The following is a 16,188-nucleotide window of genomic DNA, read 5'->3' on the forward strand; positions in this document are numbered from 1 at the left end:
CCCGTGCTCGATAATCCAAGCAGCCTCTGGCAAAAAACCATCCAACACCTGATGCCTCTCTGGCGGGAAGCATTAGGGAATAAAGACGCTCTGGACAGCCTGACGCTGACCCCGGATCTGGAAAGCTCCGACCACGAACAACTGCTCACCTGGATCGATGCCTGTATCGACGGAGCGGGGGACGTGGCCGCCCGTAACCGCACCGCGCAACTTGGTCGCTGTTATCTGGAACTGAATGAAACCGGCCGGGTGACATTCTTCACTCTGTTATGCCAGAAATACGATATTCAGGAACAGCAGTTAAGTGAACTGATGCAAGCCTGGCAGGCCGCCGACAGTGACAGCCGCCCGGCACTGACCCGCAAGCTTCGCCACCAACTGGAACCGCCAAGAATGGTACTTTTGCGTCAGTTCAATGAGCTGCCGGAAGGGGTTAAATTCCTGGTGGATATGCGTGCCGAACTCCTGAAACTGAGCCGCCAGCATCCCCACTTAAAACCTCTGAAAGAAGATTTAAAACGTCTCCTAACCAGTTGGTTTGACGTAGGTTTATTACAACTGGAAGAGATCACTTGGCACTCAGGGGCCGACCTTCTTGAGAAGCTCATCGAGTATGAGGCGGTACACGAAATACAAAGCTGGAACGACCTGAAAAACCGTCTGGATTCAGACCGTCGCTGCTTTGCATTCTTCCATCCGAACATGCCGAACGAACCACTGATCTTCGTGGAAGTGGCACTGGTTGAAGGGCTGGCCGGAAACGTTCAGACCCTGCTGGATGAAGATGCGCCACTGGCGGATCTGAACCAGGCAGACAGTGCAATCTTCTATTCGATTTCCAATACCCAGAAGGGCCTGCGGGGCATCAGCCTGGGTAACTTCCTGATCAAACGGGTAGTAAACCAGCTGCAGCATGACTTCCCGCAACTGAAGCAGTTTGCGACCCTCTCACCGGTGCCGGACTTTACCCAGTGGCTGGATAACCTCAGCGAAGAAGAACAGCAGACGCTGGCCTTCAGCAGCAACTCTGAGGAACTGAGAAAACAGCTGGTACAGGCGGATCAGACCGAGCGTGAAGCGTTGAGAGAACAGATTGAACCGCTGGCGCTTGCGTACTTCACTGAAGCGAAGCATCCCCGGTATGCGCCGTTTGTCAGGGATCCGGTGGCACACTTCCATCTGACCAATGGTGCACAGCTGGCCCGGATCAACTGGATGGCTGACCAGTCAGAGAAGGGCCTGCAGCAATCTCTGGGGTTGATGGTGAATTACCTGTACGAACTACCGCACATTGAGTCCCGCAGCCAGGGCTATACCGGTAACGGTGATATCGCACTGTCAGCGGCGCTCAGTAAACAGAAGAAATAACGTTTCTTTCCTGTTACGCCCTCCGTCCGGGACAACCTGACGGAGGGCTGTGCACTTACCCCAGCCAGAAAGCATCTTTCCAGCGCGCAGTTTTAAGGGCATCCCGCTCCTCATAAATACGCAATGCCGTGGGCAAATCCAGCTCAAAGTCAGCCTCTTCGTCATTCGCCAGCGCTGTCAGCAGCAGGGTGTACCAGGCGGTTATGCCGCCGGGTGGATTTGTTTCGAAGCGGGGAAACACCGGATTACCTTTACCTTCCTGCCAGTCACGGGCCAGCGTCGGATTAAGAATAGTGGCCCGCGCCACACCAATCAGGTCAGTACTGCTGCTGGACAGTGCATCAGCAGCTTCTTCCCGGGATTTAAAGCCACCGGTAACCATCAGGGGAATATCTGTTACTTGCCGTGCCTGCGCTGCAAACTCAAGGTAGTAGGGGCCTTTAGCTGCACTGTCCGAACTGGACTTTGCACCTGGAAAATAGGTACCGCCGCTCAGCTCGATGAGGTCGAGGGATGTTTCATCCAGCAGCTTAATGGTTTGCAGTGCGTCCTGTTGGGTCAGGCCTCCTTCAAGCAAATCCGAGGTGTTAATCTTGATGCCAATAGGGAAGGAGGAGCCGAGCGCTTCACGTACTGCTGTAATAATCTCCGTCACAATCCGCGCCCGTGCAGCAACAGAGCCGCCGTACTGATCATCCCGGCGATTAAACAACGGCGACAGGAACTGACTGAGCAGAAAACCGTGGCCGGCATGGATCTGCACACCGGTAAAGCCAACCTCTTTAGCCAATGCCGCTGAACGGGCATAGGTTTCAGGTAAGGCCAGAACCTCTTCCAGGGTCATACCGTCACACTTAAAATCACCGATGTGTAGCGCAGAAGGCCCTTTAGGCTGATACACCGGCGCATGTGACAACGCACCGCCATGACCCAGCTGGGGCCAGATATGCGCACCATTAACCGATGCCCGGGCGGTCAACTCCCGCAGGCTGTCCTTATCAGACTGTTCCCATAGCATGAGATTACCGGGCTTTTCCGGATAGCGCGGATCAGACTGCACCTCGCCAATCACTGACAGCGCCAGGCCACCCTGAGCCCAGCGCTCATAAAGCCGGATCTGTGCAGCGGTGGGGTTACCCGTACCGTCACCCAGTGAGTCTGACATCGCAGACTTAACAATTCTGTTCTTAAGTACTGCACCGCTGGGCAGCTGTATGGCATCACTTAACTGTGGGGCTGATCCGGTCTGTGTATTCATGGTGTCTTCTCATGTTTTATAAGGGCGCACAGGCTCTGAAAACTCAGGCTCTTAACTTAAACGCCTGACTAAAGCGCCTGACTGATGGAGACATTATTGATGAACTTATCTAAACTAAAAACGCACCAATCAAACAAACACTATTAAATAAAATTTAATAATGAACATCTCTGACCTGACCCTGTTTATCCGCATTGCAGAAACCGGCAGCATCACTGAATCCGCCAGACAACTGGGCATTACCACCGCAGCCGCCAGTCTGGGGTTGCGCCGGTTGGAAGCCCAGCTGGATGTACAGCTGTTTATCCGTACCACCCGGCAACTGAGGATTACCGCCGCCGGCGAGAAATTCCTGTTTCACTGCCGGCAGGCGCTGGAAACCCTGGCACAGGGCATGGCAGCCGCCCACAGCAACTTAAATGACATCAGTGGCAACCTGCGGTTTTCCGTCTCATCTGATCTTGGCCGTAACCTGGTGTTGGGCTGGGTAGATGAAATGATGGAACAGTATCCGGCACTGAGTATTGATCTGAATGTGAGTGACAGCCTGTCCAACTTCTTCCAGGATCAGGTAGACGTTGCCCTGCGTTACGGTAAACCCCAGGACTCCACCATGGTGTCTTTCCATATCGCCACCCTGAAGCGCATTACCTGCGCATCGCCTGAGTATCTGGCAGACGCGGGCGTACCGGCACATCCTGATGAGCTTAAAGATCATAACTGCCTGCTGTACCGGCTGGACGGCCGGCTGTTTAATCACTGGGAATATAGCGGTGAAACCGGCAAACACCGGATAAAAGTCAGCAGTAACCGAATCAGCAATGATACGGATATCGTCCGCCGCTGGGCGGTGGCCGGAAAGGGCATTGCCTATCGCTCACAGATTGATGTGGCGGCAGATATCAGACAGGGCAACCTAGTCACCCTGTTTGAAGACTATCAGTCACCGCCCGTAGAACTGTATCTCCTGTGCCCGGGCAGAAAGCAGGTAACCCCCGCAGTGATTGCATTCCGGGAGATGCTCAGGGAGAAGTGCGCGGCACTGGTTTAAGGTGTGACAGCCAAAGAAACAGCAGATAAAAATTGCCTATGAATCACATAGATAAAGCTAATTAAGATCATTGATACAGGTCAGAATCCCGTTTGTGCTGAAGCTCTACTCTGCCGGTACCGGTAACGGTAAAGAAGCAATTCAGCCTTTGAATCCGCTAAGGCTGAATAAAACGGAACCGCGCAGACGACCGAATCACCGTCTCAACTGGCAGGCTGTGCCGGTGATTCAGCCAGACTGCGGGCTCACAACGGAGATTTATACCATGAAACAACGTTCTGGTCTGGCCCTGTTGGGCCTTCTGACCGTATTTCCTGTAATGGCCAGTGAACCTATCCAACCTGTCGAACCCTATACAGTAAAAAGCCCGGCAAAAGTGGAACTGGGAAAGCAGCTGTATTTTGACCCAAGACTGTCAAAATCCGGCTTTATATCCTGTAACTCATGCCACAACCTCAGCATGGGTGGGACCGACAACATGCCTACATCCATAGGCCATAACTGGACACTCGGGCCGATCAACGCACCCACGGTACTGAACAGCAGCCTTAACATTGCCCAGTTCTGGGATGGCCGGGCCAAAGATTTACAGGAGCAAGCCGGAGGACCGATCGCCAACCCGATAGAAATGGGTTTCAGTCACCAACTGGCAGTTGAGGTGCTGGATACAATTCCGCAGTACAAAGCGTCTTTCAAAACGGTTTACAACACGGACGCCATCGTCATTGATCAAGTCACCGATGCCATTGCTGCATTCGAGGAAACCCTGGTAACACCGAATGCACCGTTCGACCGGTATCTTAAAGGAGAAAACGATGCCATTTCAGATATCGCCAAAGCAGGGTATGAGCGCTTCAAAGCCACAGGCTGTACTGCCTGCCATAACGGCGAGGCGGTAGGCGGAAACTCATTTCAGAAAATGGGACTGGTAAAACCCTATAAAACCGATAACCCGGCGGCAGGGCTGTCAGCGGTAACCGGCCAGGAAATTGACCGTTTCAAGTTCAAAGTGCCGACACTGCGCAATGTCGAACTGACCTATCCGTACTTCCACGACGGTGCCATCTGGACCCTTGAAGAAGCCGTCAACATCATGGCTGAACTGCAGCTGGGTAAAGCTCTGAAGCCGGAAGAAACCGATGAGATAGTTGCCTTCCTGAAAACCCTCACCGGCGACCAGCCAAGCTTTAAACTGCCACAGTTGCCACCCTCTACTAACAAGACGCCACGGCCTGATCCGGCCTGACAGCTCAGTTTTAATAGCTACACTTAGCAATGCCAAAGCAGCCCCCGGGCTGCTTTTTTAACGGTCCTTAAACAACCTCAACCCTCTGACAGCGGACGCAAGAAGATCTGCTCCCGCAGTATCTGCCAGCGGTTGTCTTCAAAGCGCAATTCTATATTGCACAGAAGCTTCATCTCTTCGCCGTTCATGCCGCTGTGTATCCTGCTGAGCACGCACACGGCACTGTCACCCAGGATGTGAAAGTCATGCCAGTCTGCCCAGGGATTTAGCGGGGTGGGGTTCTGTTTGGCCTGCTCTTCAAAATGATCAATAAAGGCCTGTTTGTCGTAGGTTTGTACCTGACTGTCCGGCATGACCAGTGTGGTATGGAAGTCATCGTGATAAATGCTGTACAGCGCTTCTGTGTCGAAGTGAGTGGCACGGTCGATCAGATGATCCATTGCTGCGCGGATATCTGCCTGAGTATGGGTAATGGCTGTCATGAAAACCTCTGAACAGGATTGTTATTTATGCTGGTCAGGATGACACAGCGGATAATTTGCAATCTTATCCGTGAGGAAAACCGAATAGAATCCAGTTAAACTTCATAGCTTCTATTCCAAATACGAATATTAGTTAAGAGCACTGTTATGGATCAGCTAACGGCAATGCGAATCTTTGTTAGGGTTATTCAACTGGGCAGTTTTTCCGCAGCGGCACGGGAAGAAAACAGTACCCAGGCCACTGCCAGTAAAAAAGTAGCGGCACTGGAACAGAAACTCGGTGTGAAACTGATCAACCGCAGTAGCAGGGAACAGTCCCTCACGGAAGCCGGCAGTCATTATTTTGAGCAGTGCCTGAGCGTACTGGGCGAAATAGATGAAATGGAAGCGTCGGTGCGCGCCCGGACAACATCACCGAAAGGCTTGTTACGGATTACAGCACCGGTCCCGTTTGCCCGCCTCGTGCTGGCACCTTTACTGCCTGAATTCCTGGCACAGTACCCGGACATCAAAATCGATATGCCACTAGAAGAAAGACACCTGGACCTAATCTCAGAAGGAATCGATGTGGCGATCAGAGCCCGTAAGCTGGAAGACTCATCCCTGATCGCCAAACCGCTGTTTGATAACCCGCTAATACTGGTGGCATCCCCGACGTATCTGTCCGATAGGGGAATACCGGTGTCGCCGGCTGACTTAAAAAGTCATGACTGCATCGTCTACAGCCTGAATAAATTCCTCAATAACTGGCACTTCAGTAAAGACGGATCAGACCAGACGGTCGCGGTATCCGGTACATTTCGCAGTAACAGCGGCGAGACCAATTTGGCACTGGTGCTGGCCGGACAGGGGATCACTCAGATCCCGGTATGGATGGTGGATGAACACCTGCGGAAAGGAGAACTGGTACAGCTGCTCAGCGAGTATGAAACTGATCATATGCCGATTAACATCGTTTACCCGCAAAGCCGTTACTTACCGCTAAAAGTGCGCTGCTTTATCGATTTCATCAGTGACAAACTGGGCGATCGTTACAGATAGTTCATATGAAAAATGACTAAACGTGAATATTAGCAATCTGTAAAGTTCTGATTAATCCACTTGCTATAACAGTTCTGTATCCCGCGAGCATCAGCCCGCGGTGGTATTTAATGAAATGCTCAGATCCACAAAAACAGTGCGCATCCTGCCGTCAGCCCGCCGGTCGTCCAGGTAAACAGCTTCCAGCGCAGTTCCGTTGACAAAAACCGGCGGATTGCCCGGCCCGCGACGGCCCATGGGGTAATCGAAAGAAAGCTCAGCGGCGGGATGATCAGCAAGACCAGCCAGATCAGCTCAGGTTTCTGCTCAATCGCCACCAGTACCAGGCTGACCAGCGCAAGAGTGGCACTGATCGCCTTCGGATTGGCGAACTGGAATAATACCGCCATGACAAAACGCATCGGTTTTTCCACCTGCCTGTCACCGCCGGACTGCCGGGCTGTTGCCATTTTCCAGCCGATCATACACAACCATACGCTACCCAGAACCTTCAGAACCAGCAGGGTTTGCGGCCAGGTATCAATCAGAGGTTTCAGCCCCAGCACCGCCAGTGAATTAAGCAGTACCGTGCCGGCCAGAATGCCAAAAATATGCGGCAGGGTAGCCCGCACTCCGAACTTCGCACCGGAATAAACCAGCATCATGTTATTCGGCCCCGGCGTCGCCCACATGGTGTAAGCAACCAGAACGAAGGGCATCAGCAACTCTAAATTTGTAGACATCAGATTTTCCGGCTCTGCATTGGATGAGCAAACAGTATAGGAGCAGAGCTAACAAAGGACACAGACACACAAAGCTTAATAATTAATGGACACAGAGTTTTTCCCTTTGCATACTCAGCCGGGCTGATAAGCTTTACAAACACACACAGTGACAGGCTTCGGGACATCATGACCGGAAACACCCAGACGCAGATTCAGACACAGACCGGCCAGCCGCAGTATTTACAGATTGCCGGATTAATCGAACAGAAAATCCGCAATGGCGAGCTCATCCATGGCAGCCGCTTACCTGCTGTACGCCAGTTGGCGGCGGATTATAATGTCAGCATCAACACTATTCGCAGCGTACTGGATACCCTTGAACAGCAAGACCTGATCAGCCGGCAACCCCGGCAGGGCACACGGGTCAACTTTCAGTCCCAGCCTGCCCAGCATTTCCGACCGTTTGAGCCCTTTAAAGCCGATCCCAGGCTGGCACCCCAGGCACAGAAATGGCTGGATGCCTCAATTCTCAATGGCCAGTCCAACGGACAGTTCATTAACATGGTGCTGTCACCGGAGCTGGAAATGTTCCGTTCCTTTCAGCGCCACTATCACAAGGTGCTGTTACAGCCATCCAGACGGGGGATGGAAAGCTCAGCGGGTTATCTGCCATTAAGAGAAGCCCTGTGTCGTCTGTATTCCCAGCGCCAGACTCACGTAAATCCAACCCAGGTACAGATTACCAGTGGCTGTCAGCACGCCATGGAACATGCGCTGCGGGTTGTCTGCCGGCCCGGTGATAATGTCGCTGTGCCCACGCCGGCATTTCCCGGCTACCTGGCATTACTGGGGCAACTGAATCTCAACGCGGTGGAAATTCCTATGACACCGGCAGGGCCGGATTATGAGTCCCTGAAAGCAGTCATGCACAGTGGCGAAATTGCCGCACTGATCATCAATCCTGTCTGCCATAATCCCACCGGGGTGACCATCAGCGATGACTATAAACGGGACATTGCTCAGTGGGCCAACAACCTGAAAATTCCGGTGATTGAAGACGATATTTGCGCCACCCTGAATTTCTCAGAGGCCTTTCCAAGACCGGTTATCAGCTATGACACCGACGGCTGGTGTATGCTGGTCAGTTCGATCTCTAAAATCGTCGGCGACAGTGAACGGCTTGGCTGGTGCCTGCCGGGCCGGTTCCGCGATGCCTATATGACCCAGGTTGCCATCAGCCAGATAAGCGGGCCGTATTTTCGCCAGAAAGCCCTGGCGAATTATCTTAACGGCTCCCGTTATGCCAGCCAGTTACGCAACTGGCGCGGCCAGATGAAAGCCTTTCTGAATGATGCCAGCGAATATCTGTCTGCGGAACTGGGCAGTGCAATCGAGATAACGTCTCCCAGCGGCGGTTATGCACTTTGGATCCGGCTGCCGGATTATGTGGATGTAACAGAAGTACGCCGACAGGCCGGTGAACAGGGCTGTGATTTCCTGCCGGGTGAAGTGTTCAGTCTGGCGCCGCGGTTCAAACAATACATCAGGCTGGTACTGATCCCGCCGCAGGATGAGCGCTATGAAAAGGCGCTGAAAAAGCTGACGGGAATCCTTAAACCGTTACTGACAAAAAGCTAAACCACAACCTGCAGCCGGTTCAGTAACCGCTGCAGCGGCACATCAAGGTGGCTGCCAAGCTTCTTGGCTTGTGTTTGCAGGCGGCGGGGGTGGGGGTCCAGCTGAATATCCTTGCCCACAAAAACAATCACATTGCCTTCCTGGGTGCTGACCTGTAACGGCTGAGAACCGAACACTTCCTGCAGGGTATCCATGCAGAGGGGCAGGATTCCTTTACCCTCATCCCAGAGGTTGATGACCATCACACCTTCATCGCGCAAATGCGCATAGCTGGCCTCTAGGAAGGCAGGATCAACTAACTGATCCTGTAAGCCGTTATCCAGATAAAGGTCGACGAATAGCAGATCCTGCTGACCCGCCGGCAGCAGTGGCGCCTGAATATGCTCAAAGGCATCACCAATATGCAGTGTCAGCCGCGTTGAATCCGGCAAAGAAAACCAGTCACGGGCCGCCAGTGCGACCTTTTCCCGCAGCTCGACAACGGTCAGCTGCAGATTGTCATCGGCCAGTAACAGGGCTTTAGCCAGTGAACCAGCCCCTAACCCCAGCAGAGTTGCGCCCCGGGCAGCCGGTGCCATTAATAACGCCAGCATCATGCACTGGGTGTACTGGAACAGCAGGCGGTCAGGCTGATTTACCTGCATACCGCTTTGCTCACCGCCGTTTCCGAAGGTCAGGTAGATATTGTCGTTGTCACTGAGAACATGAATGGGGCCCCATTCATCGTGGTAGCGGCTAACTTCAAACGCGCTCATACAGTGGGTTTCCTGCTGCTGTTACTGCTGGCATAAGCGGCTGAGTATATACAGCCGCCCACGCTTACTCCAGCACGTTTTTAGCCGTATGCAGTAGCCGGTAACCAAAGTACCAGCTGTGGCCAGAACACCAGGATTAACAGGCCGGTCAGCTGCAGAATGATAAAGGGCGTCACACCTTTATAGATATCCGTAATCTTTACATTTGGCGGGCATACCCCTTTCAGGTAGAACAGGGCGAAGCCCACCGGCGGGGTGAGGAAGGAGGTTTGCAGCGCCATGGCGACGAGCATCACGAACCACACCAGCTCCGGGTTATCCACCACACCGTAACCGTTGATATCCAGCCCCAGAGCGGAAATCACCGGCGCCAGCAGCGGCAGGATAATCAGAGTGATTTCGATCCAGTCCAGGAAGAAGCCCAGCAGGAAGATCACCCCGAGGATAAAGAAGATAATGCCGTACGGGCCGAATGGCAGGCCGGTCAGGAAGGATTCGATCAGTTCATCACCGCCTAGCTCGCGCAGCACCAGCGCAAAACAGGTGGCACCGATAAAGATCGCAAAAATGTACGCGGTAGTGTTGTAGGTACCGGTCATGACTTCCTTCAGCACTTTAAAGCTGAACTTACGGTTGTACATCGCCAGCAGGGTGGCCCCGAAAGCTCCCACACCGGAGGCTTCAGTTGGCGTGGCAATACCGGCGAAGATCGACCCCAATACCACGAAGATCAGCGCTAATGTTGGCAAAACCGCCTTTAGAACCGAAACTAAGGTGGCCATGGTCACCGGTTTGGCATCAGCTGGCAGCGGGGCTGATTCAGGCTTGATGAAACCGGTAATCAGAATGTAGGCAATGTACATAGCACCCAGCATCAGGCCCGGAAAAACAGCCCCCATGAACAGGTCACCCACGGACAGACCCAGCTGATCCGCCATGATTACCAGCATGATGCTCGGCGGAATAAGTATTCCCAGAGTACCGGCGCTGGCGATGGTGCCCAGTGCCAGCGGCATGGCATAACCCTGTTTGGTCATGGATGGCAGTGACATCACCGCTAACAACACAACCGATGCACCGATGATGCCGGTGGAGGCCGCCAAGATGATACCGATCGCGGTAACCGTGATGGCCAGACCGCCACGAACGTTACCGAACAGCTCCTGCATGGACTTCATCAGTCGCTCAGCCACACCGGATTTATCCAGCATGATGCCCATGAATATGAACATGGGGAGGGCCACCAGAATCCAGTTATCCATGATCTTCCAGAGGCGGTTCACCACCAGGCCGAGGGTCAGATAGTCCAGCCCGGTAATGGTGTCAAAATAGGTGTCGGCAATGTAGCCGATACCGGCAAAGATAACCCCGATGCCGCCCAGTACCCAGGCGACCGGGATGCCGGTGAATAACAGTGCGATGAATGAAACGAACATCGCAATGACAAGAATTTCATTAATTTCCATTAATCAGTCCCTCTGAACAGCAACACGGTATCGCGATACAGGCGGGACAACGCCGCCAGAATAAGCATCGCCATACTCACGGGAATCACACCTTTAATCAGCCAGCGCCAGGGCAGGCCGGAAGGGGATTCAGAATGTTCGTTGATGCGCCAAGCGTCAGCAACGAAATCCAGACTGTGCAGAAAGATCACCGTAATAAACGGCAGTAACAGAAACAGTATGCCGAAGATCTCGACAAGGTATTTGGTCCGGGCACGAAAGCCGGTATAGAAGAGGTCCACACGGATGTGGGAATTGGTGGTCTGGGCGTAGGCAAGGCCAAACATCACCCCGATGGCATACAGATGCCATTGCAGCTCTTCCAGCACAATCAGCCCGCTGGAAAAACCTTTACGCAGAATAACCTGCGCCATAATAACCAGAATCAGCAGTACATAAGCCCAGGCTATCAACCCGCCGACTTTCTGAATCAACCGGTCTATACCGTCTGACAACCCCACTGGAGGCAGTGTATTGTTTGCGTCATTCACCCGATGCATCCTTTATTGTTATTGTCGAATGTCCGTTCTGATATCGCACAAAAACAGTGCAACAGCCGGGGCTGAAGCACTGTACGATACTCAGTCAGTATGGGGCTAATTTGTCTTGCGTGGCAAGAAAGCGTTTGCTTCCCACAGATCGTATCCTTTACGGAAGGTACTCAGATCATCCCAGACCTTAGTGAAGAATGGGTCCGCAGCGGTTTTGTCAGCCACCACTTCCAGCCATTTCTCATTGAAGGTATTCAACATGTCATCGCTCCAGTAACGGATGTTTACACCGTTTTCCTGAGCTTTGGCCATCACCTCAAACTGCATGGATTCACCTTCAGCAATGGCGTTGGTCATAGAGGCTTTACAGGCATTTTCGACAATGGCCTGCTGACCGGCAGACAGCTTGCCCCAGGCATCTTTGTTCACCAGCAACTCAAAGATGGTCGCCTGCTGGTGCCAGCCAGGGAAGTAGTTGTACTTCACGATCTTGTGGAAGCCCAGACGCTGGTCGATGGCTGGCTGAGAGAACTCAGAAGCATCAATCGCACCTTTCTCAAGTGCCCCGAAGATTTCACCGCCCGGCAGCTGAGACGTAGATACACCCAGTTTCTCCATCACGGAAGCACCCAGGCCGAAGAAACGCATGTTCAGACCGTTCAGGTCTTCAGGGCTGTTAATTTCTTTGCTGAACCAGCCTGAGGTTTCCGGCGAAATAATCGCACACGGAATGACTTTTACGTTGTAGCCGTTGGTGTCATACATTTCCTGATACAGTTTCAAGCCATTACCGTAGTACAGCCAGGCCATGTATTCACCGGCTTCCGGGCCAAAAGGCACCGCCGAGAAGAGAGCTGCAGCAGGCATTTTACCCTGCCAGTAACCGGCGGTTGCGTAGCCGGAATTCACCTTACCGGAAGATACGGCATCGAGAATTTCTTTAGGAGCAACCAGTTTACCCGGCTCATAGATTTTCATCTTAATTGAGCCATCACTCATCAGTTTAAGCTGTTCCGAAACCCACTTAATAGGTGTACCCAGTGCAGGCAGGTGAGAACCGAATGCAATCGGCGTTTTCAGCAGGACTTTATCTGCGGCAGATGCAGCAGTGCTGCCGGCAGCCATTGCGGCGGTTAACAGTGATACAGCGAACATCGATTTTATTTTTTTCATGATGGTTCCTTGTTTATCAGATGATGTCGTTAAAAAATTCCGGGTATAACGTATTTCCACTTGAACTGAAGAAAATGGCTTACTGGGCGCTCCAGGCACCGTCGATCGGCAGGGCTGCACCGTTAATGCCACGGGCAGAGTCACTGCAGAGAAATACCACCATGTCGCCGATGGCATCCGGTTTAATCAGATCCGGATAGGCTTGTTTGTCGACCACCAGATCATGCTTAGCCTGTTCAGCAGAACGGTTTTTCTCAGTGGCAATCGCTGCGATCTGATCATTAAGCAAAGGGGTATCAACCCAGCCAGGGCAAATACAGTTAGCCGTAATGCCTGCGGCGGCGTTTTCCAGTGCAACTACCTTGGTAAAGCCCACCAGGCCATGTTTGGCAGCGCAGTAAGCGGCTTTATTAATGGACGCTACCAGGCCATGAACGGAAGCAATATTGACGATGCGGCCAAAACCCTTCTGCTGAAAGTGCGGCAGGCACAGGCGCGTGGTATGAAAGGCGGCAGACAGGTTGATGGCAATGATCTGATCCCATTTTTCCGGTGGGAACTGCTCAGTGGGGGCGGTGTACTGGATTCCGGCATTGTTTACCAGTACATCCAGCGTATCAAAATGCTCAAGTGTTGCTGTTATCAGAGATTCCAGCTGGCTGACGTCACTTAAATCTGCCGGATGATAAGCACATTTAACAGGGTACCGGGCGAACTGTTCGCACAGTTGCTGGCCAAAGGCTTCATCTTCAAGGCCGTGAAGCATGATATTCATACCGCTGGCTGCAAGCCGGTGGGCGCATGCCAGACCAATACCGCTGCTTGAGCCGGTTACCAGGGCCGTTCGCGTCTGCATAGAGAGTCTCCGTTATTATTCTGTGCGCGTGACCGGCAGACAGCCGCCTGTTTTCCGGTCATGAGGGCTGAGCCTCAGCGCGAATTTTATTAACGTCTTTATTGCAGTCTCTATGCCAGATCTATAAGTCATTGATTTATAATAGACTCTAGTTAGGGATTAGTTTTTGACTCAGGAAAGAGGCGTTTTATGTCTGAAAAACAAGACACTTACTGTCTGACTTTTCAGACATATGTGTTTATTATTCTAGACAGAATAATCACAGGGCTGACAATTATGATTTGGGATGACATACAACAGGCATCACACAAAAAGCGGGCGATGGCATTTCTCAGCCAGTCATTCGACAGCTTTTATCAGCACTCCATTTCGACCGATGCCCGGGGCGTAATTGTCTGGATCAGTGAAGCCTACTTTGATTTTCTCAGGCTGAAGGAGTCACCCCTCGGAAAGCATATCAGCGAGATTATCCCAACCAGCCGGTTGCCTTCTGTGATAGAAAGCGGCCAGCCAGTGTTTCTGGATTTGCTGTATATCAGTGACCAGTGGGTAGTGATCAGCGTTATCCCTCTGAAAGACGACAACGATAAAATCATTGGTGCGTTTGGCTTTGTTGCTACCGACAGCATCAACCCATTAATCAATAAATACAATAAGTTACAGGATGAACTTCAGGCTGCAAAAGACAAGCTAAACAGTGACAGACCCCGCTACGGGCTGTCCCGTGTTATCGGTAACAGCCCGGTGATGGGCCATGTAAAAAAGCAGGTACGCCAGGCCGCCCGGTTTGATATATCTGTATTGCTCACCGGGGAAACCGGCACCGGTAAAGAACTCTTTGCCCGGGCATTACATGACTTATCACCTCGCAGCAGCGCGCCTTTTGTCAGCATAAACGTAGCGGCTATTCCGAATGACCTGATCGAAGCGGAGTTCTTCGGCAGTGTCGCCGGTGCTTATACGGGTGCAAGCAAGGCCGGCCGGAAAGGTAAACTGGCACTGGCAGACGGTGGCAGCCTGTTTCTGGATGAAATCGGGGATATGCCTCTGAACGTTCAGGCCAAGCTATTGCGGGTTCTGCAAGAAAAAGAATTTTCAGCTCTGGGGTCCAATGACATTCAGACCATCGACATACGGGTAATTGCAGCAACCAGCCGGGATCTGGCCGCTATGGTAGAGCAGGGGGAGTTTCGGGCCGACCTGTATTATCGCCTGAATGCCATGCCGATCGAGCTACCGCCCTTAAGGGAACGGCTGGAAGACATTGAGTCACTGTGTGAAAGCATCATTGATGACATTTGCCTGAACCTGGGTATACCCGCCAAACAGCTGAGTTTTGCTGCCCTGCAGCTGCTCCGTCATCAGAGCTGGGTAGGGAACGTCAGGGAGCTGCGCAATGTGCTTGAACGTACCTGTGTGATGCATACCGATACCGTGATAGAAGCAGAATTTCTCAGCTCAGTGTTGCCACCCAGTAAGCAGTTGCCCGCTGAAACTGTACCGGTGCCGGTTGCCGAAGTCCCCAGGCCTCTTGCACAAAGCATTGCCGATGCCGAACGTCAGGCCATCATCAGTGCCCTGAACTATCACCGTGGCCATAAAGCCAATGCCGCCCGACAACTGGGGATTTCCAGGGCAACCCTGTATACAAAAATGGACAAACTCGGCCTCGGTAGCGGCGCAACTAATTAACCATCAGTTTTACTGAGAATCCGGCTGGCCGCTTCCCTTAGCCGTTCTGTCAGTCGCTGGCTGATCCGCGGGTCGATAGCCGAGGAGCAGATCATATTCATTTTCAGCACCTGATTATTATCCAGCCGCGGGTCGTCAAGGGGTTTAACGGTCGAAGAGCGTACCGAAGATTCCGGCAGTAAAGACACTGCAAAGCCGGCAGCCACCGCCGCAGCGATGTTTTCCAGCACGGTACTGCTGAACACCCGCTCATAGGGAATCTGACAGGCCTGCAACTGTTGCAGTGCCAGATCCCTGACAATGCAGTTTTCTTCCAGCAGGGCAAATGGCAGGGGCTTTGATTCCGTGCACTGATGCCCGTATGAACCACACCACTGTAACCGTTCCGTCCAGATCAGCTGTTCATCCCGGTATTGTTCTTCACCGGCGACAATGGCGATATCCAGTTGTCCTGCGGCCAGCATCTGGCGCAGGTTGCGGCTGCGGTCACAGACGATCCGGGCATCAAGATTAGGCATTTCAGCCGCCAGTACCGGCAGAAAGTCCTGCAGAAAATCCTGGGCATAATCCGTGGGAATACCGAAACGGACCTTACCGGCCAGCGGCGTTTCCGCCAACGCACCGAAGGTTGCTGCATTAAGCTTAAGGAACTGTTCGCAGTAGCCCATCAGGATCTCACCGGATTCCGTCAGCCGGATTCCCTGATTATTCCGTTGCATCAACTGGCAGCCCAGCTGTTCCTCAAGGCGTTTGATTTGCATGCTGACGGCGGCATGGGAACGGTGCACGGTTTCGGCGGCTTTTTTAAACTCGCCGGTCTGTACAACAGCAGCAAAGGTGCGTAACAAATCAAGATCAAGCAGAGGAAGCATAACAGGACCGTTATTTAGTTTTTCTGAATCACAGATTCTAAATTATTTGTTTGCCT

General features: G+C 52.6%; 15 protein-coding genes. 6 read left to right on the top strand and 9 right to left on the bottom strand.

The features are described 5' to 3' along the window. Window positions 1-3 precede the first annotated feature (3 nt). Window positions 4-1,368 carry a malonyl-CoA decarboxylase gene (locus JYB63_RS03155; protein WP_336510843.1) on the top strand — a complete coding sequence of 455 codons (1,365 nt, stop codon included), beginning with the start codon at window positions 4-6 and terminating at the stop codon, window positions 1,366-1,368. A gap of 55 nt (window positions 1,369-1,423) precedes the next feature. On the opposite strand, the gene JYB63_RS03160 is transcribed toward JYB63_RS03155, so the two are convergent. Continuing rightward, complete coding sequence (locus JYB63_RS03160; protein ID WP_205656353.1) at window positions 1,424-2,626, bottom strand: NADH:flavin oxidoreductase/NADH oxidase family protein; 1,203 nt, start codon at window positions 2,624-2,626, stop codon at window positions 1,424-1,426. A gap of 160 nt (window positions 2,627-2,786) precedes the next feature. On the opposite strand from JYB63_RS03160, the gene JYB63_RS03165 reads away from it, so the two are divergent. Both JYB63_RS03165 and JYB63_RS03170 read left to right on the top strand, forming a co-directional pair. Continuing rightward, window positions 2,787-3,677: a LysR family transcriptional regulator gene (locus JYB63_RS03165; protein WP_205656354.1), complete on the top strand. Its 891-nt coding sequence runs from the start codon at window positions 2,787-2,789 to the stop codon at window positions 3,675-3,677. A 265-nt stretch (window positions 3,678-3,942) separates the two neighbouring features. After that, entirely contained in the window at window positions 3,943-4,923 is a 981-nt protein-coding gene (locus JYB63_RS03170; RefSeq protein ID WP_205656355.1) for a cytochrome-c peroxidase, read from the top strand. Window positions 4,924-5,000: 77 nt separating this feature from the next. On the opposite strand, the gene JYB63_RS03175 is transcribed toward JYB63_RS03170, so the two are convergent. Then, window positions 5,001-5,405, bottom strand: coding sequence for a Cif family virulence factor (locus JYB63_RS03175; RefSeq protein ID WP_205656356.1), 405 nt, complete (start codon window positions 5,403-5,405; stop codon window positions 5,001-5,003). A gap of 147 nt (window positions 5,406-5,552) precedes the next feature. Here JYB63_RS03175 and JYB63_RS03180 point away from each other — a divergent pair, with 147 nt between their 5' ends. Beyond that, complete coding sequence (locus JYB63_RS03180; protein WP_205656357.1) at window positions 5,553-6,446, top strand: LysR family transcriptional regulator; 894 nt, start codon at window positions 5,553-5,555, stop codon at window positions 6,444-6,446. Between the two features lie 119 nt (window positions 6,447-6,565). Here JYB63_RS03180 and JYB63_RS03185 read toward each other — a convergent pair whose 3' ends face one another. After that, the gene (locus tag JYB63_RS03185; RefSeq protein WP_205656358.1) at window positions 6,566-7,168 is read right to left on the bottom strand and encodes a LysE family translocator; all 603 of its coding nucleotides are present in this window, start codon (window positions 7,166-7,168) and stop codon (window positions 6,566-6,568) included. A gap of 168 nt (window positions 7,169-7,336) precedes the next feature. Here JYB63_RS03185 and JYB63_RS03190 point away from each other — a divergent pair, with 168 nt between their 5' ends. Continuing rightward, entirely contained in the window at window positions 7,337-8,788 is a 1,452-nt protein-coding gene (locus JYB63_RS03190; RefSeq protein ID WP_205656359.1) for an aminotransferase-like domain-containing protein, read from the top strand. Here the strand turns inward: JYB63_RS03190 and JYB63_RS03195 are convergent. The 5 genes from JYB63_RS03195 to JYB63_RS03215 all read right to left on the bottom strand — a co-directional run bounded on the left by JYB63_RS03195 (window position 8,785) and on the right by JYB63_RS03215 (window position 13,568). After that, window positions 8,785-9,543: a spermidine synthase gene (locus JYB63_RS03195; RefSeq protein ID WP_205656360.1), complete on the bottom strand. Its 759-nt coding sequence runs from the start codon at window positions 9,541-9,543 to the stop codon at window positions 8,785-8,787. The two genes, JYB63_RS03190 and JYB63_RS03195, sit on opposite strands and share 4 nt — an antisense overlap. 80 nt (window positions 9,544-9,623) lie before the next feature. Then, complete coding sequence (locus JYB63_RS03200; protein WP_205656361.1) at window positions 9,624-11,009, bottom strand: TRAP transporter large permease; 1,386 nt, start codon at window positions 11,007-11,009, stop codon at window positions 9,624-9,626. Then, window positions 11,009-11,539 carry a TRAP transporter small permease subunit gene (locus tag JYB63_RS03205; protein WP_374730433.1) on the bottom strand — a complete coding sequence of 177 codons (531 nt, stop codon included), beginning with the start codon at window positions 11,537-11,539 and terminating at the stop codon, window positions 11,009-11,011. The genes JYB63_RS03200 and JYB63_RS03205 overlap by 1 nt, the downstream gene beginning before the upstream one ends. A gap of 105 nt (window positions 11,540-11,644) precedes the next feature. Continuing rightward, window positions 11,645-12,712 carry a TRAP transporter substrate-binding protein gene (locus JYB63_RS03210; protein ID WP_205656363.1) on the bottom strand — a complete coding sequence of 356 codons (1,068 nt, stop codon included), beginning with the start codon at window positions 12,710-12,712 and terminating at the stop codon, window positions 11,645-11,647. 79 nt (window positions 12,713-12,791) lie between these two features. After that, window positions 12,792-13,568 (bottom strand): 3-hydroxybutyrate dehydrogenase, encoded by a 777-nt coding sequence (locus JYB63_RS03215; protein WP_205656364.1) that lies wholly within the window; start codon window positions 13,566-13,568, stop codon window positions 12,792-12,794. A 276-nt stretch (window positions 13,569-13,844) separates the two neighbouring features. Between JYB63_RS03215 and JYB63_RS03220 the strand changes: the two genes are divergently transcribed. Continuing rightward, a complete protein-coding gene (locus tag JYB63_RS03220; RefSeq protein ID WP_207758284.1) occupies window positions 13,845-15,260 on the top strand; it encodes a sigma-54 interaction domain-containing protein in 1,416 nt (471 codons plus the stop codon). Here the strand turns inward: JYB63_RS03220 and JYB63_RS03225 are convergent. Next, complete coding sequence (locus JYB63_RS03225) at window positions 15,257-16,132, bottom strand: LysR family transcriptional regulator (RefSeq protein WP_205656365.1); 876 nt, start codon at window positions 16,130-16,132, stop codon at window positions 15,257-15,259. The two genes, JYB63_RS03220 and JYB63_RS03225, sit on opposite strands and share 4 nt — an antisense overlap. Between the last annotated feature and the right edge of the window lie 56 nt (window positions 16,133-16,188).

The sequence above is a fragment of the Aliamphritea spongicola genome (genome assembly GCF_017051665.1).
Taxonomy (GTDB): domain Bacteria; phylum Pseudomonadota; class Gammaproteobacteria; order Pseudomonadales; family Balneatricaceae; genus Amphritea; species Amphritea spongicola.